Source organism: Spirosoma gilvum (assembly GCF_054776815.1).
Genome location: NZ_BAAHBH010000020.1, coordinates 47,728 through 70,079, shown reverse-complemented (window position 1 = coordinate 70,079; position 22,352 = coordinate 47,728). Strand labels below are relative to the sequence as shown.

Genomic DNA, 22,352 nt, shown 5'->3' with positions numbered 1-22,352 from the left:
TAATTAACGGTCCAAATATCAAATTCACATCTTTATCCATTTACGTATGAAGCTCTCTCTCCACTCATTAGTTACTTGTTTAACAATTACCTCAATAGCTCTTTCCTGTACAGACCATCGTTTACCAGACCTGGTTCCATCGTGCCCGATCGTACAGGAAGTCATTAAGAGAGATTATACAGGTACCACAGCACCACCAAATAGTGAAACACTTACAATTGATGGGCCTACTTATGGGCTACCAGCCGGTACAAAAACGTTCATCCTAGCTCCTACTGAAACGCATAATTACACCTATAATTCTCAGAAACTTTTAATTCAGGAAAACATACTATATAGTAGTTCTAATAGTGCTGTCAGCTACGAGTATAATTCGTCTACGATTAAGCAATCAGAATTTACGGGCGGTATCCTTACCAAAGAGACCAGTTATTCTTTAAATAACCAAAATCTAATTGGTTCGATTATCAACGCCAATACAACGTATAAATACGATGCCAATGGTTACCTTATCGAAACTACAGAACTGCTCAACCCTACGGGCATCCAAAAAACTATGTATACCATTGACAATGGGAATGTGATCAAAAAGGAAATCACAAATCCAAATTTTATACTAACTACCGTATATACCTACGATCTTTCTAAAGACAATATACCTCCCAAAAAGCTGTTTGAAGGCCGTCCAAGCCGCAATCTGCTGATTAAATCGTCGCAGGATTATCATCAATTTGATATCAATCTTTATACAAACTTTACATCAACGTATAGCTATACCTACGACAATCAGGGAAAGGTAAAACGTAAGTTGGAAGTAACAACCTACAAAAGTGGAGTGGGAGGAATAAATCCAGCATCTACCATAACGGCATTGGTTAGCACAACAGACTATACGTACGCTTGCCAGTAAAAAATCATAAATCTTGTAAGAGATCGCAGACGAGCGATCTCTTACAAGCTCGGTCGTTTCATAAACCAGGGGCGTTCCTGTTCTAGTTGGCTGGCTAGTCGGAATAAGGTGACTTCGGCCAGTAAGTTACAAACAGCTTATAACTCATTTGCCTGCATTGTATTGCTCGGATAGTCCTTCAAAAGCATCGATTATTGTATGCAAGTGCGGGTGTTCCCATCGGAAAATTAATGAGACGAAATAAGTAATGCCATTTGAGTCAGGAAACTGCGTGTCTAATTTTAAGTAACGATGGTCGTTAAATTGCCTAAACCAGCCGTCAAATTTTCGCACCCTAGCCAACTGCTTAAAGTCGGATGTTTCGCAAATGTAGAGCAGAATCCGTTCCTGATTTTTGAAAAAATCTCTACAGATCTCAGCTATGGTAACGGCAATTGCCCTATCTACCCCTGTACGGCCAATGGGCAAACGAACTTGTTCAATAACTAATTCATAAACCTGCTCAGCAATAATCGGAGCATTCTCGAATAAATAAGGAGTTGGTTTAAACCGAACGGCATAAATAGCACCCGATTCAGTTCTAAACGTATAGATATTGACAGCACTGCCGGTACCTGTAAACGAGTAAGGATCAGGCGTTCCGCTTAGCATACTGACTATCTAATTCATTGACGATACGCTGTAGCTCAGCATCTCTAGCAAATGCTTCACGCAATTGCCGCTGCGTTTCCCGTTTATCGGCAGCTAATCGGCGCATCAATTCCAGTGTTTTGTTAGCAGGTTTCTCCGTCTGAATGCGAGCCATTGCCTAAAGTAGTTTACACCACAATAATAAACCTTTTTATAGAAAGGTTCCTCAGTCTAAAGCCTTTACAAACTCGGGCGTTTCATAAACCAGGGGCGTTCCTGTTCTAGTTGGCTGGCTAGTCGGAATAAGGTGGCTTCGTCGCCGAGTTTGGCGGCAAACATGACGCCAATCGGCAAACCGTCGGCCGACCAGTGTAGGGGTACCGACATGGATGGCTGACCAGTCATGTTGGTGATGACAGTGAAGGAAATATAGCCCAGGGAGCGCTCGGCCAGATCGTCGACCGTTTTGCTGCCTTTCAGGTATTTTAAGCCGCCGAGTGAGTCAACCAGTTTGAGGAGTCGCTCTTCTGAGGCTTTGTTCTGAAAGGTTCCGATGGCAATCGGCTGGCGGGGCAAGGTCGGCGTCAGAAACAGGTCGTAGGTTTCGTGGAGTCTTCCCATGCTGCGGTTAAGGGTATTCCAGCGTCGTTTCTGGTAAGCGGCATCGGCCGCTGAGAATCCTTCGGCCAGGCGGGCCTGCGCCCAGGTATTTAGCTCGACATCATCCCGACGAGCCGGACGGCCCAGGTACTCGCCCAATTCGCGAAGGGTAGCGGCTGTTTCGCTCAGCACATTCACGAAGAACGCTTCAGTCACAATGCTTTTCTCGTAGGGCAGGGGAATTTCTTCTACCGTGTGCCCAAGCTTCTCCAGCAATTTAGCCGTATTCTGAACGGCCTGAATGCATTCTGGATCAACCGCCTGACCGGGCATCAGTGCCTGCGTGGAGAAAGCGATTCGCAGTTTACCTGGTTCCCGGCCTACTTCCTCCCGAAACGGTCGCTCGGGGGCAGGCAGAAAGTAGGGGTCACCCGGCATTGGCCCGGCAATGGCATCAAGCAAAGCCGCGCTATCGCGTACACTCCGGGTGACGGCAAGCCCGGTTACGGCTCCGTTCCATAATTCGCCATAACGTGGGCCAAGCGTTACCCGGCCTTTCGACGGTTTGAGTCCAAACAATCCACAGCACGAAGCCGGAATCCGAATGGAACCGCCCCCATCAGACGCCGTTGCTGCCGGAACAATACCAGCCGCTACAGCCACCGCCGATCCGCCACTCGACCCACCGGGTGAATGCGTCAGTTTCCAGGGATTTCGGGCGGGCCCATACAGTTTCGATTCAGTATAGGGCGTCAGACCGAATTCGGGCGTATTAGTTTTGCCAAAGAAAACTAACCCGGCTGCTTTCAACCGCTTAATAACCTCACTATCACTAGTAGATACGTAATTCTGATAGCCTCGACAACCCGATTTCATGGGTGTTCCGGCCCATTCCAGTTCCAGATCTTTCAACAAAAAGGGTACTCCCCGAAAGGTCCCATTCTCCGGCAACTCCTTAGCCATGGCCCGACCTTTATCGTATAAGGGGGTAACAATTGCATTCAGTTGGGGATTAACAGCTTCAGCGCGGGCAATGGCCGTTTCCAGCAATTCGGCAGGCGTTACTTCGCCCGTTCGGACAAGCTCGGCTAAGGCTGTGGCATCGTGTGTCACGTACTCGTCGAACGGTAGGGCTTGGGATTGGGATGATGTTTGCATGATGAAAAGGCGTAGGGAAATGGAGACGTATGCAGACTAAAGTCTTTACTGCTATAACGAAAATACATTATCCCGCTGAATTCTACCTACCACTCCCCTAACTCACAGGGAAACGACCAGAATTTAACCCCGCCCTCTCCCGATTTATAAGAGGGCGTACACCGGCTTATTCCACAAATAAGTCCACCCGGGACTTAGAAATGGCTGTCTGGAACGTGTTGTTCCAGTCCTGCACAAACCGGTGCAGGCCAAATCGACTAAGGGCTAATTGGCGGGCGTTGTCGCCCATACGCCGGGCTTCGTCTGGATTGTCCAGCAAAAACTGCATCTGTCTGATCAATTCATCGGGATTAGCCGAAACAAAGCCGTGAACGCCGTTTTGGATGACCGTCGGCAGTTCGGTAGTGGCTAATGCGACAATGGGCATGCCGATGGTCATGGCTTCGATCACGGCCAGCGGCAGACTACTGTAGCGCATCGGGCTGAACAAAAATCGATAGTCAGCTACGCGTTCGTGCAGGTATCGATAGTGAATTTCACCAATACCGCCAATCTCGGCCGATTTCATGCCCGCTACCGTAATGGGAACCTGTTGGCGTAGTTGTTCGAACAAATCGAATCCGGCCATTCGTCCCCGGCGCTGGATTTCATTGACCACTACGATCCCTTCGTGCCGATGACCTTTGTAGCGAAGGGTTGGGTCAATGGCCACGCTATGTTCGATGACCCGCGTTGGTGTTGCCCCATTGTCCCACATCAATCGGTTATAATGCGTCACATGAACCAGTATACCATTCGGGTCGTCGGCAGTAGGGTGTCGTGAGTCGGTAGGGTGAGGTTCGGGCGAGTTGTGCTCAATATAAATGGTTGGCAGGCGTTGCTGCTCGGTCGACAGAATCTCGAACCGATCCTTTTGGTAATTCTGTGGTGTCTGGCAGATGATCAAATCCAGATCGAGCGTACGCACCTCCTCCGCTGGTATTTCCTGCACATAGTCGGGCATGGTTGAGTCTTTTCCCCGGCCGATGTACCCTTCAGACAAATCGGCTTTAGTGGGTAAATACCAATTGTGTTCGGCCTGTACAAGTGCGGTTAAATAGGCACCATGGATGTGCCAGATCAGAATATTCAGTCGTTGCATACTGGTCGTTTTTATGGTTTACGGTAAACCGAACCCCCATTTTCACGCACTGTTTAGCCGGAATGAGGCAGTAGTCCGGCAAAGGCCCATAGCCTCACTAATTGAACATAAACGCTCATTCATGTAAGCTTCGGGTAACCTTCATTTCTAAGGACCAGTTCTTTTTTCGATTGTAGGAAATATTTCCTCCTACGCATGGCATCGTATGAACAAACGGCTAGCACTCATCTCCGAGCATGCATCCCCTCTGGCAACCATTGGTGGAGTCGATGCGGGTGGTCAGAACATCGCCGTCGCTGAGTTGGCTTGTGGACTGGCGCGACTGGGGTATTCGGTGGATATTTTCACCCGCTGCACATCGGCAGATGAGCCAGAATGCGTTCAGTGGCACCCACAAATTCGGGTTATCCACATAGTTGCCGGTCCCCGACACTATTTGCAGAAGGAGGTTCTTCTACCGTTTATGGATGAGTTTGCTACCAACATGATTCGCTTCATTCAGCAGCAAGCCTACACGTATCGCATCGTTCATGCACACTTTTTCATGTCTGGGTTGGTAGCCTGCAAACTAAAGCAGCAACTTCGCCTGCCCTTTGTTATTACGTTTCATGCCCTAGGATTGGTTCGCCGACTTTATCAGGGAGCCGGAGATGGGTTCCCGGAAGAACGGATTCCGATCGAGAAACAGATCGTGAAGGAAGCCGATAGTGTCATTGCCCTCTGCCCACAAGACAGCACGGATCTGATTACCCTGTACGGAGCTGAACCGGCTCGTACAACCATTATCCCCAATGGCTATAATCCGGGCGATTTTTATCCAATTGATCCATTGGTTGCCCGTCAGAAACTGGATCTGAACCCAGCCAAACCTACTCTGTTACAACTTGGGCGTATGGTACCCCGAAAAGGTATCGATACCGTAATTCAGGCGCTGGCACTCCTCCATCAGAAACATACCATTGATGCACAATTATTGATTGTCGGTGGCGAAACGCGTTGTGCCGATCCCGTTCGTACGCCCGAAATTGGGCGGCTTCGTCAACTGGCAACGTCGTTGGGTGTCGATCAGCATGTCACCTTTACCGGAAGTCGTAATCGCGACGAACTCCGCTACTATTATAGTGCCGCCGACGCGTTTGTCACAACACCCTGGTATGAACCTTTTGGGATAACACCTTTAGAGGCAATGGCCTGTGGAACACCCGTGGTAGGATCGTCGGTAGGGGGTATTAAACACACGGTGGTAGCCAATAAGACTGGGTTCCTGGTTCCGCCCAAAGACCCACAGGCCCTGGCCGCCAAACTAGCTATACTGCTAACCTACAAATCACTTCGCGATCAATACAGCCAGGCAGCCATTCGGCATGTGCGAACAGGGTACACCTGGGCGCAGGTAGCCCGGCAAACGGCCGACCTGTACGACCTGGTCGCCAGTGGATGCATTCGTACGGGTATCTGGCTAGGTTCTTCGTACAATCAGTTTCCCACATTGGCCCGATCAGGCAGTTCGTATGAATAAAGCTGTTTTCTGGGACAAGGATGGCACCCTCATTCCTGATATTCCCTATAATGTCGATCCAGCCGCTATTACGCTTTATCCGGATGCAGGTACAAGTCTGGCCCAATTACGGAAAGCTGGATTCCTGCTAATCGTCATTTCCAATCAGGCTGGCGTCGCTCAGGGCAAGTTTTCGGAAGAGGCCCTGTCGGCTGTCTGGCAACGGCTCAGCACCTTATTAAAACCCTTTGGCGCTGTGCCTGATGGCTACTATTACTGTCCGCATCACCCAACAGGTTCGGTAAAACGCTATACGCAAGCCTGCGATTGTCGTAAACCTCAACCTGGACTGCTGTTACAGGCGGCACGTGAACATCGGATCGACTTACGGTCGTCGTGGATGGTGGGCGATATCCTGAATGATGTAGAAGCGGGCAATCGGGCTGGTTGTCAGACAATACTCATCGACCGGGGAAATGAGACCGAATGGGTGCATAATCTGCATCGACAGCCAACAACACAGGCCAGCACGATTCAGCAAGCCGTCAACTATATCCTAAACCAGTCGACCAGCCCGTTTCGACCTTCCAATCAGCCAGCGGAGAACCGGATAAACACAATCGTATGAACGACACTGATTTCTGGACAGATGGGCTACGCATTCTCTGTGTCAGGCTCGACAACATGGGCGATGTATTGATGACAACGCCAGCCATTAGAGCCCTGAAAACAACCTGGCCAAACTGCCATTTGACGCTACTCACCTCGTCCGTTGGGGCAGCTATCGGCGATTTTATCCCGGAAATCGATCAGATTATCCCGTTCGATGTTCCCTGGGTTAGCGGTACTTCCGAACAACGGGATTCCTGCTTATCGATGGTCAGTCAGTTGGAAAAGTCGGGGTTCGATGCTGCCATTCTGTTTACGGTTCAAAGTCAGAATCCGTTACCGGCGGCTCTGCTGTGTTATATGGCGGGTATTCCGCGGGTACTGGGCTATTGCCGTGAAAATCCATACCAACTGATTACCGACTGGCTTCCCGATACTGAAGTGCTGGTAGCCAATCGGCATGAGGTAGAACGCCAGTTAGCACTGGTTCAGGCGGTTGGTTGTCAAACGAATCAGCATCAGTTATCGCTGGATGTGCCGCTGGTCGATCAGGTGTATATCCGCAAGTATCTGGCATCCCGTGGGTTGGACTTCTCTCGTCCCTGGTTTGTGCTGCATCCGGGTGTCAGCGAAGCCCGGCGACGGTATCCTGCCGACGAATTTGCCAAAGCCGCTAAACGGCTGGTCCGAACGGCTGGCTATCAGGCCGTCCTGACAGGCAGCCCGTCGGAACAACCACTGATCGACGTTATCCAGCAGGAACTTGGTGGACAGGCCATCAATCTGGCGGGGCAACTGAACTTGGGACAGTTGATTGCCCTGATCGCCGACGCGCCCATACTTGTTGCGAACAACACAGGGCCTGTTCATATCGCGGCTGCTGTCGGTACCCCCGTCGTGGTGCTGTACGCCAAAACCAATCCGCAGCATACCCCCTGGCGAGTACCTAATCGAGTGCTCTACTTCGACGTACCGGCAGCCATTCGGTCGCGGAATGTCCTGCTTCAGCAATTTCCCGATGGGTTTCCGTCTGATGCCTCCCCTGATGCTATTGTACAGGCAGTGCTTAGCTTACTCGACGAATCGGTTAATGCAAACGAACTGTCGAGCCACTCTTCTGCCCAACCTGAATAGTATCGAAAATACATTACGAATCAACTCCTTCAAAATATGTACACGTTAGGAATCAATGCCGCTTTTCACGATCCAGCTGCTACTCTGGTAAAAGATGGTATCGTACTGGCAGCCGCCGAAGAAGAACGTTTCACCCACGTCAAACACGGCAAACGCCCCATTCCCTTTTCGACTTATGAACTCCCCTACAATGCCATTGATTTTTGTTTGAAAACGGCTGGTATTCAACTAACCGACGTCGACCATATTGCCTATTCTTTTGACCCCAGCCTGATTCTGGGCACGGCCCAGGCGAATCCGACAACGGAGATTCCTTTTCAGCCCAATCAGGATGGCAAACCCAGTCAGGATATTACGGAACGAAATGGCTGGCAGAATCCCTACGATGGCCTGTTTCTGTCCAGCATTCTGAATGCACCCGGCCATCTGGTCGATGGTGTACCCTTGCATTTGGCTAGTCGATTTACGGGAGCCAGTGCCCAAGGACCTTACCAATGGCATTTTGTGAATCACCACATAGCTCATGCGGCCAGTGCCTTTCTACCCAGTCCGTACCGCCGGGCAGCGGTCATGGTGCTCGACGGTCGAGGTGAACTGGCCACTACCAGCTACTGGCTGGGCGAAGACAATCATCTGGTCGAGCTGGGCGAAGTACACATACCGCATTCATTGGGCTTTCTGTACGAACAACTGACCACGTATCTGGGCTTTCTCCATTCGTCCGACGAATACAAAGTCATGGCACTGGCGTCGTATGGCCGACCCGTTTATGCCGCTTATTTCCGGAAATTAATTCAGATAGGTGCCCGTGGCAATTACACCATCGCTCCGCTTAATCTGGAAGAGACCTTTGGTCCGGCTCGTCAGAAAGGAGGGCCAATTAACCAGTTTCATTTCGACCTGGCACATTCCGTACAATTAGTGCTGGAAGAAACCGTCCTGACCCTTTGCCGATGGCTGCAACAGCAAACCCAAACTGACTCCCTCTGTCTGGCCGGTGGTGTGGCCCTCAACTGCGTCATGAATGCCCGTCTGCGCGATCAGGGACCTTTCCAGAACATTTGGGTGCAGCCAGCCGCCGGTGATGCCGGAACGGCTTTAGGCGCGGCCATGTGGGTGGATGTTGAACAGCGGGCCATACATTCTGATTCTCCTCTCGTCCAGAACGAACGTCGTTATCAGATGAATCATGCGTACCTGGGACCCCAGTTTACCGATGATGAGATTGAAGCCTTCCTGCGCTGGTCGAAACTGCCGTATCGCCGACTTACCGATCCAGCCAATGAAGTAGCGGCTTATCTGGCAGCTGGTAATGTGATTGGCTGGTTTCAGCAGGGTATGGAGTTTGGTCCCAGAGCCTTAGGGGCGCGTTCAATCATTGCCGCTCCGTTTCCGGCTGAGATGCAGGCTCGACTCAACGATCTGAAAGACCGGGAAGAGTTTAGACCTGTGGCTCCCGTTGTGCTGGAAGAAGCCGCCGACACCTATTTTCTAAACGCCCGGCAGTCACCGTTCATGCTGTTTGTCAACGACGTACGACCCGACATGGTCGATACCATTCCGGCCGTAACGCACACGGATGGCACCGCCCGTATTCAGACCGTCAACGAAACCCAAAACGGCCCTTATTATCGGTTGATCCGTGCGTTTGCCGAGCAAACCGGCGTTCCTGTGCTGATCAATACCTCATTCAATACCCGTGGAGAGCCTGTTGTTTGTACCCCTCGCGATGCCGTTGAATCTTTCTGGACATCCCCACTGGATGCGCTGGTCATCGGCTCCTTTTTTCTTGAGAAAAACACCAATCAATCGGCAGAATCCTTTCCAGCCATGATGTCAGAGGAATCGTTGGGGCCGGGCATTAATCGGGTATGAGGGCCATACTATAAATAAACTTCGAGGGCACGATAGAAACAGAGACTTTACATCGGATGTTATACGTTTCTTCTATACCCACTTGCACCAGAACGTCGGACTGGTTTAACTTATCTGACGTAACTGCTTATATCCAACGATCCTATAAACCTCTTAGACCCATGAAACCCTTAATCACTGTTGTCATTCCCACCTACCAGCGTCTGACATTTCTGCAAAATTGTCTGAATGCTCTTCTGAAACAGGAACTCCCCGCCTGGGCCACGTTCGACATCACCGTTGTTAGTGATGGACCGGATACGGCCGTGGCGGATTTCATCGCTCATGTAAGCCAGCAAACAGACATTCCTGTTCGCTACCTCGAACAGCCCGAACGGCGAGGACCAGCCGCAGCCCGAAATCGGGGATGGCAAACGACCAACAGCCCCTTTATTGCCTTTACCGATGACGACTGTTTGCCGAAGTCGACCTGGCTGCTGGCGGGGTTGCTTCCTCTGGTACGGGGAGCCCAGGTCGTAACCGGACGCGTTCGTATGCCAATGCCCGATCAGCCAACGCATTACGACCGTACAGCCGCTTTGCTCGAAACCGCCGAATTTGTTACGGCTAATCTGTTTTGCCGACGGTCAGCGCTGGATCAGGTTGGTGGATTCGATGAGCAGTTTGATAGTGCCTGGCGGGAAGACAGTGATTTACAGTTTAAATTTCTGGAAGCGGGTATCCCCATCAGTACATCTCCCGAAGCGCTGATTATTCACCCACTTCGGCCAGCCCCCTGGTATGCCAGCCTACGCGACGAACGCAAAAATCGCTACGACGCCCTACTCTATAAACGCCATCCCGACTTATTCCGGCAACGGATTCCAACGTATCGGGATATTGTACTGCGGTATTATGGCTCTGTATTTGGGTTATTGGCTGGGCTGCTGGCCCTGGGAACCGGACATACGAATCTGGCTATCGTAGGAACAGGCTTCTGGGCGGCCCTGACCTTCTGGCTTATTCAGGAACGCCTGCCTTCACGTTCTACAAACTGGCAAACGCTGAAACATGCCACACTGACAAGCTTAGCCACGCCATTTCTATCGGTATACTGGCGCTTGCATGGTGCATTCACCTATAAAACGTGGTATTGGTAATTCAATATCAGCGAAAGAGCGAAAGAGTGAAAGAGTGATACCTGCCGGAGAAACGCTCTTTCGCTCTTTCATTCTTTCGCTCTTTCTACATGGACAAGCTGACACAAACGCTGGGTTATACGCCCAAAACGATTGCCGTATTCCGAGCCATCAAACTGGGTGATCTGCTTTGTGCTATACCAGCCTTCCGGGCCTTACGACGTGCCTTCCCCGACGCACACCTGGCGTTGATCAGCCTGCCCTGGGCCGACGAGTTTGTACGGGCATACCCAGCTATTTTCAACGAATTTATTCCATTTCCGGGCTGGCCGGGCCTCCCCGAACAGACTGTAGATCCCGGCCGCACTGTCGAATTCCTACACCGGATGCAGGATCGGCAATGGGATGTGGTGTTGCAGGTACAGGGCAATGGAACGCTCGTCAATGCGATGCTGGCTTTGTTTGGCGCAAAATTGGTAGCTGGCTATTATCTGCCCGATGTTCCTTCTGAACGATGGGCCGGGCAAACGGGATTGCTTCAGCCGTATGTATCGCCTGCTCATGAGGTGCTTCGGCACATCGACCTGATGACTTTTTTGGGAATCGACGCACAGGGGCCTGATCTGGAATTTACACCAACCGAAAGTGATTATCAGAAAATGCAGGAGGTACTTACTCAGCTAGGTGTTGACCCGGATCGTTTTGTGTGTATTCATGCCGGAGGAATTTCGGGTCGGCGCTGGCCCGAGAACCAGTTTGCCCGCGTCGCCGACCGGCTGGCCGAACAGGGTTATGCAGTGGTGTTTACAGGCACCCATTCCGAAATTCCAATTGTTGCTGCGGTTCAGGAGGCCATGTCGTTTCCATCGGTGTCCGTAGCCGGACAAACGTCGCTTGGTCAGTTGGGGGCTTTGCTAACTAAGACGGCCTTACTCATCAGTAACGATACGGGTGTGGCTCATCTGGCCGTGGCCTGCGGTACGCCCAGCGTTATCATTTTCACCTCAGCCGACCCCGCCGAATGGGGACCCTTAAACCGCGACCGTCACCGTGTCGTGCATGAAAACAACCCGGATGGCTATAAGCAGGCGATAGAGGAAGCGATGGATTTACTTAATAGATCGTAAACTGTACAGGAGGCAATGTAACGGTTTCCCACCAGTACGCCCGCAATTCAGTGAAGTAAGCGACCCAATCTGAATACTCGACGGGTTTGATCAGATAGGAAGAAACTCCTGCCTGATACGCATATTCAATGTCATCTTGGTTATCTGACGAACTGAACATAACCAGCGGAATCCGATTCACGGTCGGCCCCATGGCTTTTATCTGCGCCAGCAGTTGCCATCCAGCTTCCCGCGTTGGGATATATAAATCCTGTAGAATAAGCTGAGGAAGCTCCCATTCCTGGGTACTCCATTCCTGAAGCAGATCAAGGGTCTGTTGCTCATCGCTCACATGGACGAGAGTCACCTCTGACAGGCACTGTTGCATGGCCTTTTTGATCAACATCCAATGATCAGCACTGTCGTCGATCACCAGCACTTTGGCTCGTTTGAAGTTATCCCGCATGTGTTTTTCTCGATTAACGTTGTATAAAGCTCTTCTGTAAAGTTAAACAAAATCTACCAATTAAATAGTCTTAATAGACAAAGATCATTGGCAATTGGCGCGTTGATAGAGATTTATTATAAGGTCAACCCCATGTTCTGGACTTCGTCAATAAATAGTGAGGCAATGGTCCTATATAACATCTATTAATTCTTTATTCTTCCAACCAGTAGTGCATACTACCGATTGCCCCATTTCCTCACTTTGCATAACCTGTTGCCCCCAATAATTGTAAGTCAACCAGTACTAACAATTATTTATTTACTCAATGAAAAACATGCACAATTCTACGCAAACTGCGCCTGAGACGATTTCCGTCCAACGGCGATCGTTTTTGCGAACTGTCGGGGCCGCAGCGGTAACCGGAGGTATTTTATCAGCCTGTTCCACAGCCGATATGCAGGTCAGTCCAAATGGGGCACGGGCAGCGGCACCTGGCGATGTCATTACACTACCTGGGGGCGATCTGGGAATTCTGAACTATGCCTTTGTCCTCGAACAGCTCGAAGCCACTTTTTATCAGCTTGTACTGTCCAATCCTTATCAGGGCATGACTGCCATGGAAATGCAGTTGTTCCAGGACTTGCGTAACCATGAGGTCACTCACCGGGCATTTTACCGTACCGCGCTGGGTGGTGCTGGCATTCCCGACCTAACCTTCGATTTCAGCAGCATCAACTTCCGCCAGCGGACCGACGTGCTAGAGGCTTCCCGCATGTTTGCCGAGGTAGGTACAGCCGCGTATACAGGGGGTGGTAAATACCTGACCGATCCCGAAAATCTGAAAGTAGCAGGTAAAATTGTTTCGCTCGAAGCTCGCCATGTATCGATCATCCGGGAGATGGAATACATGAACCAAACGGCGTTTTCGGGCGATAACATCGTCATGGACGGCCTGTTCATGAAAATGGAGCCATCGGAAGTGTTGCCTAAAGCCCAAAAGTATATCCTTGAAAAAATCGATGGTCGTAATCTACCGACAGCCGTCTCCTAAACCTATCTAAGCTCATGAACTTACAAAATCTATTCAACGAACTCGAACAGGTTGATGGTGACTTTATCGGACGGATGGAACACGTTTCCCGTCGCGGACTGTTTAGCGCATTAACCAAAAAGACAGTGGCCGTTGCCGCACCAACCATCCTGGCATCAGCCCTCAATACAGCCTACGGGCAGGGCATGACATTGCCCGATAATGTAGTAGACGTTCTCAACTTTGCGCTGACGCTGGAGTATCTGGAATATCGTTTTTACGACGTAGGCACCAACCTGACGATGATTCCTTCGCAGTACAAACCTGCGTTCGAGCTCATCCGCCAACACGAAGAACTCCACGTCAAACTGCTCAAAAAGGTGCTGGGTTCTAAGGCTATTTCTGAACCCAAGTTCGACTTTACAGCCAAAGGCATGTTCCCGGATGTGTTCAGCAATTTTCAAACCTTTGCGGCCGTCTCGCAGGCGTTTGAAGATACAGGCGTTCGGGCCTACAAAGGCCAGGCTCCGAACCTGATGAATGCGAAACCTATTCTGGAGACAGCCCTGCAAATCCACTCGACCGAAGCCACCCACGCGGCCCGGATTCGGTTCCTGCGCGGCCAAAAAGGCTGGATTCCGCTGGCTAGTCCGTCGGGTTTACCACCAGCCGTAGGCGCAATGGTATACAAAGGGGAGGACAACGTTGTTCAGAAGGGCATCAATCTGGCTGGTATCCTGAATGGCCTGGTATCGCTGGAAGGCATTACCGAAGCCTACGATGAGCCACTTACCAAAGAAGAAGTACTGGAGATTGTGAAGCCTTTCCTGGGCTAGCAGGTACAAACGAATCACCCGTCCGGTGATAGACAGGTATGGTCAGGCGTTGTCCGACCTACTTGTCTATCACCGGACGGGTGATTCGTTTATTCGTTATATCGGCGCCCCTCCGCGATATAATCGCGGATGACTGAGGTCCGCGTCTGTGACGCAAAAGACTAGTAATCAATAATTGACGCGTCGCAGACGCAAATCTCGTGCATCCGCGATACAATCGCGGCCGAGCAAGAAGCAAGCATCACTTCTTACCCGGCTTGGGAAATACCTGATGTGTTTTGGCCCACTGCTGCCATTCAGATGCCAGTTGTCGTACTTTATCCGGGTGCTGAGCGGCAACGTCCTGCGTTTCGGTTCGGTCGGTAGCCAGGTCGAACAGATGCCAGGTCGTGTCGCGGCTGGCGGATACCAGTTTCCAGTTGCCCGAACGCGCGTAGCGGGCTCCAAAATGCTCATTGAACAGCGATCCATGCCCGGCGGTTGCCTTACCCTGAAACGAAGGCACCAGACTGATACCGGTCGTAGGGGTTATGGCTTTGCCTTTGTAGGTAGCCGGGTATTTCGCCCCAGCCAGTTCGACAAACGTGTTCATAAAATCCATTACGTGCCCTACCTGCGCGCTGTAGCTTCCTTTTTTGGCGGTAATCCCGGCCGGCCAGAAGGCAACCAGTGGGGTATGCACACCGCCCTCATACGACTCTGCTTTCCAGTACTGGTAAGGTGTATTGGCGACATTAGCCCAACGCTGCCCAATGGAGGCATACGAAGTTTGAGCCCCTGGCATAATCTGCTTTTTCAGGTCATACACAATTTTTCGCCCATCGCGGGTTTCGCTCGGCCGGTCGAAGCCGGGGCCATAGGCGGCACAGTTTTCGGGGCTGGCTCCGTTGTCCGACAGAAACAGGATCAGCGTGTTGTCCAGTTGGCCGGTTTCGCGCAGGGCTTTAATGATACGACCAATACCCTGATCCATCCGGTCGATCATGGCGGCATGAACAGCCATCGCCTGCGCATCCCATTCTTTATCTGGGTTGGCTTCCCAGGTCTGGTCGTCCTGCCAGCGTTTCGACAGGGGTGTTTTGGCCGGATCAATCAGTCCCAGTTTGGTCATTTTCTGATACCGGGCTTTGCGGATAGCCTCCCACCCTACTTTGTAGGTGTCTTTATATTTGGCAATATCTTCGGGCAGGGCCATCAGCGGCCAGTGCGGAGCGGTTTCGGCTACGTAGATAAAAAACGGGGCTGACGACTTTCCGTATTCGTTAATGTAAGCAACCGTCGTGTCGTTGATGGCATCGGTATGGTAGTAATTTTTAGGTACCTGTTTAATGGGTTTTGTCCCGCTAACCAGACTGAACGGATCAAAGAAATCGACTACGCCCCAGATGTTGCCAAAGTACTTGTCGAATCCCCGGCTGGTTGGGTATTGGTCGAGCGGGGCAAAATCCCCGTAATCTTTATGATGGTTCAGCCAGGCCAATTGCTCCTTTGGATCTTTCTGTACCGTGGTGTTCGACACGTGCCACTTGCCCGTCATGGCGGTTCGGTAACCGGCGGTTTTCAGCACTTCGGCCAGCGTCACGGTATTCTCGGTCAGGTGCCCGCGGTAACCGGGTTCATCTTCGGCATCGGTCATTTTACCAATGCCTGCCTGCTGGTTGTACAGTCCCGTCAGCAATGCCGCCCGCGTCGGACAGCAGCGTGAGGTATTGTAAAACTGCGTATACCGAATGCCGTTGCTAGCCAGATAATCGAGGTTGGGCGTCTGGATTTCTCCCCCGTAGCACCCTAAATCCGAAAAGCCCATATCATCGGCCATGATCACAATGATGTTTGGCTTACGAGCAGCTAGCGGCTGTTGGGCATCCGGGCGTTTTGTCTCGAATCCGCTGAACAGAACAAGCGAGACTGTGGCTAGTAGTACGATGGGCACCAGAATCAGGCCTTTTTTCATACAGATGAGTGGTTAGAAACTAGTTTAGGACTTTCGCATAGAGCCGTACCACGGTTCTTCATGATTGCTTAGTAACCGTGGCACGGCTCTATGCGAAAGTCCTATAATTATTTTTTCCCGGTTAGGGATTTAATGGTCGTGATTTCGTCGTCGCTGAAGGCGCTTCCATCTTTCCGGTAGATGTCATGAAACCACAGATCAGGTTCTTTACCATCCGGCATCGGCGTCGACCAGGCATAGATAGTATTGGTTTTACCAGCCACAAACCCCCAGTTGATGGCTCCTATGTTTTCCTGTTTCAATATTGGCATAATTGTCTGGAATAAGCTACCGTTCCGACGAGCCATATACTCGGTACAGATCAGCGGTCGGTTATGTTGACGCAGATCGCTGATAATCTTCCTGTGTTTGTCGATATAGCCGTACTGATGGTAGGTGATGATGTCGGAGTTTTCCAGTTGGAATTTATTCAGTTCAGAAAACTTATCCCCCCAGCTCCACACACCCACGCTGATCGGTTGTGATGGATTTACAGCCCGCGCCCAACTAAAAACAGCTTTTACCAACGGCAGACTTTTCCCGAAATACTGGTTGTTGCCGGGTTCATTATACAAGTCCCAAAGCAGAATACGATCGTCATTTTTGAACGTAGTCATTATGTCTTTCACATACTTTTCGAGCATGGGCAGGCTGTCGGGGTGGTTCAGGATCATGGTACCGGGGTCGCGCACCCAGCCGCTGTTGTGAATCCCCACTTTGGGCTCCGGCTGCTTACCGGGGTGATATTCGTCGTTCCAGCAATCATCGAAAAACACAAACATGGTTTTGATACCGTGCTTCTGCGAAATCTGGAGGTATTGATTCAATCGGTTCTTGAAACCACTGGGGTCGGATGTCCAGGCCACATGGTGCAGAAAAACGCGCATTACGTTCAGGCCCAGCCCCTCAGCCCAACCCAGTTCCCTGTCGATGGTTTGCGGGTCGAAGGAAGCGGCCTGAAACATTTCCAACTGGTTGATGGCCGTACTGGGCTGAAAATTACAGCCACGCACCCAGCCCTGTTTCTGATACCACTGAGCTGCTTTTTCAGTACTCCATTTGGTTTGTGCCTGTAGGTTTACTCCCACAACCAAACACAGCACAATTGTTAATACTCGCTTCATATTTTTTGTAGTCATTCAGTAGTCATAAGATGGTCATTGCTGGTTATTTTGTGGTCATTCGTAGTTATTTATTGTCGTTTCAGGACATTCTACGAATGACAAATAATGACCATTTAATGACTACTCAATGACAATCCGTTTAGTAGCCAGGGTTTTGCACACAGAGTTTGTTGGCGTCGATCTCTACCTGCGGAATGGGGAACAGCACCCGCTCAGGTTTGGCATTGGTAACGCCCCGAGCCTGCGCCAGCGAGATAAAGGTTCCCTGACGAATAAGGTCTTCCCGGCGTTTGCCTTCTGAATAAAACTCCCAGCCCCGTTCTTTGAAAATCGCAGTTCGGAAAGCCTCCTTGGTTGGTGTATCGGCTGCCGTCAGGTTTGCGATTCCGGCACGGGTACGCACTTGATTGATCAACGCAAATGCTTCTGTCGTTGGCCCGTTCAACTCATTCAGAGCTTCGGCCCGAGTCAGCAGAATATCGGCATAGCGAATGACCGGCACATCGGTACCGCTGTTATTGCCAACAGTATTGTTATCCCAGTATTTAAAGCTGCGGGCATTGTCCCCCGTCGACAGATCAACCGTCTGGTCGCTGTTGTTCACGTAGCTGGTACAGATGAGCTGAAGGCGTTTGTCGTTGGGCGCAAAACTGCTCGTGAACGCCGTACGTAACCGATATTGCGTTGCGAAGTTGGACATGGTCGATTTGTAGACGTAGTTCGGGAACTGTGGACTGCTTTTGTAGGCAGGTGGCAACGCGCCAGCCTGATACCAGTTGCCAAACGGATCTTCGGTGCGGCATTGCAGCGCCAGCAACATCTCGCGGTTACTGCTGCCTTCGTTTTCGATCCGAAACAGGTTTACGTAGTTCGGATTCAGTGAATAGTAATTCAAATCGATAACGGCTTTGGCGGCATCGGCGGCTTTCTGCCATTGCTTGGTGTTCAGGAGAAACTTAGCCAGAATCCCGCTGGCATTTCCCTTATTCAAGCGCCCGTAGGCTTCTTCCTTACCGGGGTCGGGTAAATCGAGGATGGATTGTGTCAATTCTGTTTCGATGAAATTCAGCATTTCGGCGTCGGTGGCACGAGCTAACTGACCAGGCTGGGTGGTTGATGTACGAAGCGGAACGGGCCCGAAGAAACTGTACAGATTCGCATACGCCTGCGCCCGAAGTACCCGCGCTTCGGCCCTGTACAGCTTTTTATTGGCGTCGCTGGTATTCACGTTGGCAATGTTTTCAATTACCCCGTTGGCATCGCGAATAGATCGGTAGTTTGGTCCCCACATGTCGTCATTGAACGTACCCAGCGAGGGGTCCCAGGTGAAATTAACCAAGGTGATCAGCTGGCCATTTTCGGCTCCGCCCGTGTTAAATCCCACATCCGTAGATACTTCCGAATCGTTGATAACGAAGCGGGAGTTGGTCTGGGTTTGCTCCTGGGCATAGGCCGAGAACAGCAGCGACTTGATGCCACTTTCGGATGTCAGGACGTTGCCCGGTGAAAATTCAGACTTTGGCGTTACCTCCAGCGCACTTTCGCAGGCCCCAAGCGCCAGCAGGCAACTGGTCAGAAGTATATAATTGAACGTCTTTTTCATGATTAGTCAAGGAGATGACGAACGAATACGGGTTTCAGCATCAGAACTGGAGATTCAGACCACCGGTAAAGGTTCGGGTTAACGGGTAGGTATTATAATCGATCCGTAAAATATTGTCACCCAGCGCATTCGCAGCTGGATCAGCACCGGAATACTTCGTGAAGGTGGCCAGGTTTTGCCCGTTTACAAATACCGATGCACTGCTGATGTATCGATTTTTTAGCAGTGGCAATTTGTACGAAACCCGAATGGCCTGTAGACGTAAATACGACGCGTCTTCGACCGTCTTGTTGGTCACCTGCCGTTGCCCCTGCACGTCGTTGGGCAGGAACGACGGGTAGTCGTTGGTCGGATTAGTGGGTGTCCAGCGGTTCAGGTATGGTTCGGCCAGTTTGTTCCGCCGATAATCGACCGGATAGTACGAATCGACCAGACTGCTGTTCAGCATCTTTGCCCCCTGCGACCCTTCAAAGAACACGTCCAGCACAAGCGCTTTATAGGACAGGCTTGTATTAAATCCGTAGTAAAAATCAGGCAGCGATTTACCCAGTATCACCCGGTCGCTGGCGTTGATAACTTTATTCCCATCCAGATCGCGGTATTTCAGGTCGCCGGGCCGAACGCCAGTTTGTGCCTGACCGAAATCATCGCCCGTTTGCCATACACCGTCAACCAGATAGCCGTAGAACGACCCAATGGATTCGCCCGGTTTCAGGATGCTGACCTGACCAATACTACCCGGCCCCGACCCGATTGACTGGCTCACATTACCCAGACTTAATACCCGGTTTTTCAGCGTCGTAATATTGAAACCAGCATCCAGTTTCAGCGCTGATTTGTTCAGGACAACGCCTTTCAGGGCAAACTCCAGGCCGGTGTTCCGCATACTGCCTACATTCTCAGTGCGGCTCCCAAAGCCGGTGCTGGCCGGTTGCGGAATGTCGTATAAGAGATTGGAGGTCTTACGGTTGTAGTAATCTAAACTACCGCTCAGCCGCCCGTTGAAAAACCCAAAATCGATACCTATATCGGCCTGAACCGCCGACTCCCACTGCAAATCGGGATTGGCACTGCGCGATGGTTGCAGTGAACTGACTTTGGTGCCATTGAACACCGCATTGCGTCCGGCCGAAAAGGTCGAAAAATAGAGGTAGTTGGCTGTTGGCTGGTTGCCCGTAGCGCCATAACTGGCCCGTAATTTCAACTCGCTGATCGTCCGGCTGTTTTTCAGGAAATCTTCATCCTGTATCCGCCAGGCCACAGCCGCCGATGGGAAATATCCAAACTGCTTATTCGGTCCGAAACGAGCAGAGCCATCGGCCCGGAGCGACGCCGTAACCAGGTATTTACCCATAAACGAGTAGTTGACCCGCCCCAGAAACGAAACCAGTTTGTTTTCCTGACGTCCGCTCCCTACCCCATTCAGTGTATTGTCGCCAGTGCCCAGCGCATCGAACGTCAGGTCGGGCAGCGCAAACGAACGGGAGTTGGCGATCAGCGTGCTGGATGTATACCGTTCGTAGGTAGACCCAATAACGGCAACAATGCGGTGGTTCTTAAATTCCTTGTTGAAATTCAGCGTTCCTTCGGCCAAGTAGTAGCCTCGTTTTCCATCGCGCACGTCGGCATACCCATTGTACGACAGCCCGGTTAAGGTTGTCGGGTCAATCCAGAAATACCGCTGGTTATCGTTCAGGTCAACGCCAACCCGCACTTTGGCCGATAGCGAAGGCATCAGGAAGTACTCGGCATAAATGTTTCCGAAGGTTCGGTAGGTGTCACCCATGCCGTACTGCCCATTGATAACAGCCAGCGGATTGTCCATCGGAGCCATTAAGGGAGAGCGATAAAACGAGCCGTCGGCATTATACGGAGGTGCTGTTGGGTCGTAGTTCTGCGCCATATACAAGGCACTGGCGTTGTCGTTTAAACCTACCCCGGTCGCGTTGTAATAGTCGCGGGTATAGGAAGTTGTCAGGCTGATCCCTACGTTGTATTTAAGCGCTACGCCATTTTCCAGGTTCATGCGGGCATTGTACCGACGCGTGCCCGATTTCAGCATGATCCCATCCTGATTGAAGTACCCAACCGAGATGTAGTATTTGGTATTGCCCCCGGCTCCGCTAAACGATAGGTCGTGCGACTGGATAGGCGCGTCGCGCAGGAGCAGTCCCTGCCAGTCTGTATTGGCATTAGGCCCCGTCACTTTGGGCGTACTTAGCTTACCCAGATCGATGATTTCGTTAATCGCCTTCGTGTACTCATCGCCCGTCATAAACCGCTGGGTATGGGCTACTTTCTGTACACCATAGGTACCATTGTACTCTACTTTCAGCTTGCCATCCTTGCCTTTTTTGGTCGTGATGATCACGACCCCGTTGGCCCCCCGTGACCCGTAGATGGCCGACGCCGACGCATCTTTCAGAATTTCAATCGACTCAATATCAGACGGATTCAGGCTGTTCAACGGTGTCCGGTTGTTCGGATTGCTGGTGGTTCCTCCGGCACTAGCTGACCCAATGGCCGTACCGTCGTTGACAGGCAAGCCATCCACGACGTACAGAGGATCATTGTTACCCGTAATGGAGGTTATACCCCGAATCTGTACGCTCATGGTAGCGCCGGGTTCACCGCTTTTCTGGTAAATCTGCACCCCCGGCGACCGGCCTATCAGTGTCTGCTGTAGGTTCACGTTCGTTCCTCGGGTTAAGTCCTGCGCTTTCAGCGATGTCACCGAGCCGGTTAGATCGCTTTTCCGAACTGTACCATAGCCCACCACGACCACCTCATTGAGGGACTGGTTGTTTTCCTTTAGCTGGACATTGATCTCAGACTGGTTGTTGACCACCACTTCCTGCGCTTCATACCCGACATAGGAAAACACGAGCGTAATCCGGGTCCCTCCTGCCGGTTCAGGGATGTTGAGCTGATAGCGTCCATTCGCATCGGTTGTGGTGCCCCGGTTGGTACCCTTCACGACCACGCTCACCCCCGGCAATGGACTGTTGTTATCGCTTCCCCGAACAACTCCGCTGATGGATATATCTTCGGGGGCTACCATGATCGACGCCGTAGCGGAAACAGACGGACTGGTATTCAGCGGATTCGTATCGGGCAGTCCCTCATCGGTCGATGACGTTATGGGAAATCGGGCATCGGCCGATGAGGGCGTTATTTTCCGGTTCAACACCACCCATGTGCCGGGTTTCACCTGTTTATAACGCAGGTTAAACGGCTTCAACACACGACTCAGGGCATTTTCGAGCGATGTACTTCCGGTCAGAATATCGGCCGGAACAGTCAGGTTGGCGATGGTCCGATCTTCGAATAAAATGTCCGTTTGGTACCGGCTTTTCAGATCGCTCAGCACATCGGCCAGTCGACGGGTCACAACGATCGGGGCAGTCGCTGCTGTGCGTGTCTGTTGTCGGGCCATGGCAATGGTCTGGCTACTGGCGGGCTGTGGACCGCCCAGCACCAAACCTACCAGCAAGCCATGCAGTACAGTGGTGGTTATATGTGAACGCATAGGTAACTAG

At 51.3% G+C, this 22,352-nt stretch carries 18 protein-coding genes; 9 read left to right on the top strand and 9 right to left on the bottom strand.

What is annotated here, in order from left to right:
* The first annotated feature begins 46 nt into the window (after nucleotides 1–46).
* Nucleotides 47–910: a hypothetical protein gene (locus ACYVFD_RS33770; RefSeq protein ID WP_461094995.1), complete on the top strand. Its 864-nt coding sequence runs from the start codon at nucleotides 47–49 to the stop codon at nucleotides 908–910.
* 144 nt (nucleotides 911–1,054) lie between these two features.
* Here ACYVFD_RS33770 and ACYVFD_RS33765 read toward each other — a convergent pair whose 3' ends face one another.
* From ACYVFD_RS33765 to ACYVFD_RS33750, 4 genes are all read right to left on the bottom strand, one after another.
* Complete coding sequence (locus tag ACYVFD_RS33765; protein WP_461094994.1) at nucleotides 1,055–1,561, bottom strand: DUF6169 family protein; 507 nt, start codon at nucleotides 1,559–1,561, stop codon at nucleotides 1,055–1,057.
* Entirely contained in the window at nucleotides 1,542–1,715 is a 174-nt protein-coding gene (locus tag ACYVFD_RS33760; RefSeq protein WP_461094993.1) for a hypothetical protein, read from the bottom strand. The genes ACYVFD_RS33765 and ACYVFD_RS33760 overlap by 20 nt, the downstream gene beginning before the upstream one ends.
* Nucleotides 1,716–1,780: 65 nt before the next feature.
* Entirely contained in the window at nucleotides 1,781–3,298 is a 1,518-nt protein-coding gene (locus ACYVFD_RS33755) for an amidase (RefSeq protein ID WP_461094992.1), read from the bottom strand.
* 166 nt (nucleotides 3,299–3,464) lie between these two features.
* Complete coding sequence (locus ACYVFD_RS33750; RefSeq protein WP_461094991.1) at nucleotides 3,465–4,439, bottom strand: glycosyltransferase family 4 protein; 975 nt, start codon at nucleotides 4,437–4,439, stop codon at nucleotides 3,465–3,467.
* A 205-nt stretch (nucleotides 4,440–4,644) separates the two neighbouring features.
* On the opposite strand from ACYVFD_RS33750, the gene ACYVFD_RS33745 reads away from it, so the two are divergent.
* From ACYVFD_RS33745 to ACYVFD_RS33720, 6 genes are all read left to right on the top strand, one after another.
* The gene (locus ACYVFD_RS33745) at nucleotides 4,645–5,958 is read left to right on the top strand and encodes a glycosyltransferase (RefSeq protein WP_461094989.1); all 1,314 of its coding nucleotides are present in this window, start codon (nucleotides 4,645–4,647) and stop codon (nucleotides 5,956–5,958) included.
* Nucleotides 5,951–6,565: a D-glycero-alpha-D-manno-heptose-1,7-bisphosphate 7-phosphatase gene (locus ACYVFD_RS33740; protein WP_461094987.1), complete on the top strand. Its 615-nt coding sequence runs from the start codon at nucleotides 5,951–5,953 to the stop codon at nucleotides 6,563–6,565. The genes ACYVFD_RS33745 and ACYVFD_RS33740 overlap by 8 nt, the downstream gene beginning before the upstream one ends.
* Nucleotides 6,562–7,680, top strand: a complete 1,119-nt coding sequence (gene waaF, locus ACYVFD_RS33735; protein WP_461094986.1) for a lipopolysaccharide heptosyltransferase II — start codon at nucleotides 6,562–6,564, stop codon at nucleotides 7,678–7,680. Before ACYVFD_RS33740 ends, waaF begins: the two co-directional genes overlap by 4 nt.
* A gap of 36 nt (nucleotides 7,681–7,716) precedes the next feature.
* Nucleotides 7,717–9,555 (top strand): carbamoyltransferase family protein, encoded by a 1,839-nt coding sequence (locus tag ACYVFD_RS33730; RefSeq protein WP_461094984.1) that lies wholly within the window; start codon nucleotides 7,717–7,719, stop codon nucleotides 9,553–9,555.
* A gap of 161 nt (nucleotides 9,556–9,716) precedes the next feature.
* Nucleotides 9,717–10,694 (top strand): glycosyltransferase family 2 protein, encoded by a 978-nt coding sequence (locus ACYVFD_RS33725; protein WP_461094982.1) that lies wholly within the window; start codon nucleotides 9,717–9,719, stop codon nucleotides 10,692–10,694.
* A gap of 89 nt (nucleotides 10,695–10,783) precedes the next feature.
* Nucleotides 10,784–11,800 (top strand): glycosyltransferase family 9 protein, encoded by a 1,017-nt coding sequence (locus tag ACYVFD_RS33720; RefSeq protein WP_461094980.1) that lies wholly within the window; start codon nucleotides 10,784–10,786, stop codon nucleotides 11,798–11,800.
* Here the strand turns inward: ACYVFD_RS33720 and ACYVFD_RS33715 are convergent.
* Entirely contained in the window at nucleotides 11,787–12,245 is a 459-nt protein-coding gene (locus ACYVFD_RS33715) for a response regulator (RefSeq protein ID WP_461094978.1), read from the bottom strand. The two genes, ACYVFD_RS33720 and ACYVFD_RS33715, sit on opposite strands and share 14 nt — an antisense overlap.
* Nucleotides 12,246–12,561: 316 nt before the next feature.
* Here ACYVFD_RS33715 and ACYVFD_RS33710 point away from each other — a divergent pair, with 316 nt between their 5' ends.
* The gene (locus ACYVFD_RS33710; RefSeq protein WP_461094977.1) at nucleotides 12,562–13,278 is read left to right on the top strand and encodes a ferritin-like domain-containing protein; all 717 of its coding nucleotides are present in this window, start codon (nucleotides 12,562–12,564) and stop codon (nucleotides 13,276–13,278) included.
* 14 nt (nucleotides 13,279–13,292) lie between these two features.
* Nucleotides 13,293–14,093: a ferritin-like domain-containing protein gene (locus ACYVFD_RS33705; protein ID WP_461094975.1), complete on the top strand. Its 801-nt coding sequence runs from the start codon at nucleotides 13,293–13,295 to the stop codon at nucleotides 14,091–14,093.
* Between the two features lie 241 nt (nucleotides 14,094–14,334).
* Here the strand turns inward: ACYVFD_RS33705 and ACYVFD_RS33700 are convergent, their stop codons facing one another.
* From ACYVFD_RS33700 to ACYVFD_RS33685, 4 genes are all read right to left on the bottom strand, one after another.
* A complete protein-coding gene (locus tag ACYVFD_RS33700; protein ID WP_461094974.1) occupies nucleotides 14,335–16,047 on the bottom strand; it encodes an arylsulfatase in 1,713 nt (570 codons plus the stop codon).
* Nucleotides 16,048–16,154: 107 nt separating this feature from the next.
* Entirely contained in the window at nucleotides 16,155–17,210 is a 1,056-nt protein-coding gene (locus ACYVFD_RS33695; protein WP_461094972.1) for a cellulase family glycosylhydrolase, read from the bottom strand.
* A 139-nt stretch (nucleotides 17,211–17,349) separates the two neighbouring features.
* A complete protein-coding gene (locus ACYVFD_RS33690; protein ID WP_461094970.1) occupies nucleotides 17,350–18,813 on the bottom strand; it encodes a RagB/SusD family nutrient uptake outer membrane protein in 1,464 nt (487 codons plus the stop codon).
* Between the two features lie 40 nt (nucleotides 18,814–18,853).
* Nucleotides 18,854–22,342, bottom strand: a complete 3,489-nt coding sequence (locus tag ACYVFD_RS33685) for a SusC/RagA family TonB-linked outer membrane protein (protein ID WP_461094969.1) — start codon at nucleotides 22,340–22,342, stop codon at nucleotides 18,854–18,856.
* Nucleotides 22,343–22,352 lie beyond the last annotated feature (10 nt).

Bases quoted from the DNA above. Each gene is read 5' to 3' on its own strand.
- ACYVFD_RS33740 (WP_461094987.1), top strand. From the start codon at position 5,951: ATGAATAAAGCTGTTTTCTGGGACAAGGATGGCACCCTCATTCCTGAT.
- ACYVFD_RS33750 (WP_461094991.1), bottom strand. From the start codon at position 4,439: ATGCAACGACTGAATATTCTGATCTGGCACATCCATGGTGCCTATTTA.
- ACYVFD_RS33695 (WP_461094972.1), bottom strand. From the start codon at position 17,210: ATGAAGCGAGTATTAACAATTGTGCTGTGTTTGGTTGTGGGAGTAAAC.
- ACYVFD_RS33685 (WP_461094969.1), bottom strand. From the start codon at position 22,342: ATGCGTTCACATATAACCACCACTGTACTGCATGGCTTGCTGGTAGGT.
- ACYVFD_RS33720 (WP_461094980.1), top strand. From the start codon at position 10,784: ATGGACAAGCTGACACAAACGCTGGGTTATACGCCCAAAACGATTGCC.
- ACYVFD_RS33715 (WP_461094978.1), bottom strand. From the start codon at position 12,245: ATGCGGGATAACTTCAAACGAGCCAAAGTGCTGGTGATCGACGACAGT.
- ACYVFD_RS33770 (WP_461094995.1), top strand. From the start codon at position 47: ATGAAGCTCTCTCTCCACTCATTAGTTACTTGTTTAACAATTACCTCA.
- waaF (WP_461094986.1), top strand. From the start codon at position 6,562: ATGAACGACACTGATTTCTGGACAGATGGGCTACGCATTCTCTGTGTC.
- ACYVFD_RS33755 (WP_461094992.1), bottom strand. From the start codon at position 3,298: ATGCAAACATCATCCCAATCCCAAGCCCTACCGTTCGACGAGTACGTG.
- ACYVFD_RS33725 (WP_461094982.1), top strand. From the start codon at position 9,717: ATGAAACCCTTAATCACTGTTGTCATTCCCACCTACCAGCGTCTGACA.
- ACYVFD_RS33690 (WP_461094970.1), bottom strand. From the start codon at position 18,813: ATGAAAAAGACGTTCAATTATATACTTCTGACCAGTTGCCTGCTGGCG.
- ACYVFD_RS33700 (WP_461094974.1), bottom strand. From the start codon at position 16,047: ATGAAAAAAGGCCTGATTCTGGTGCCCATCGTACTACTAGCCACAGTC.
- ACYVFD_RS33705 (WP_461094975.1), top strand. From the start codon at position 13,293: ATGAACTTACAAAATCTATTCAACGAACTCGAACAGGTTGATGGTGAC.
- ACYVFD_RS33745 (WP_461094989.1), top strand. From the start codon at position 4,645: ATGAACAAACGGCTAGCACTCATCTCCGAGCATGCATCCCCTCTGGCA.
- ACYVFD_RS33730 (WP_461094984.1), top strand. From the start codon at position 7,717: ATGTACACGTTAGGAATCAATGCCGCTTTTCACGATCCAGCTGCTACT.
- ACYVFD_RS33760 (WP_461094993.1), bottom strand. From the start codon at position 1,715: ATGGCTCGCATTCAGACGGAGAAACCTGCTAACAAAACACTGGAATTG.
- ACYVFD_RS33710 (WP_461094977.1), top strand. From the start codon at position 12,562: ATGCACAATTCTACGCAAACTGCGCCTGAGACGATTTCCGTCCAACGG.
- ACYVFD_RS33765 (WP_461094994.1), bottom strand. From the start codon at position 1,561: ATGCTAAGCGGAACGCCTGATCCTTACTCGTTTACAGGTACCGGCAGT.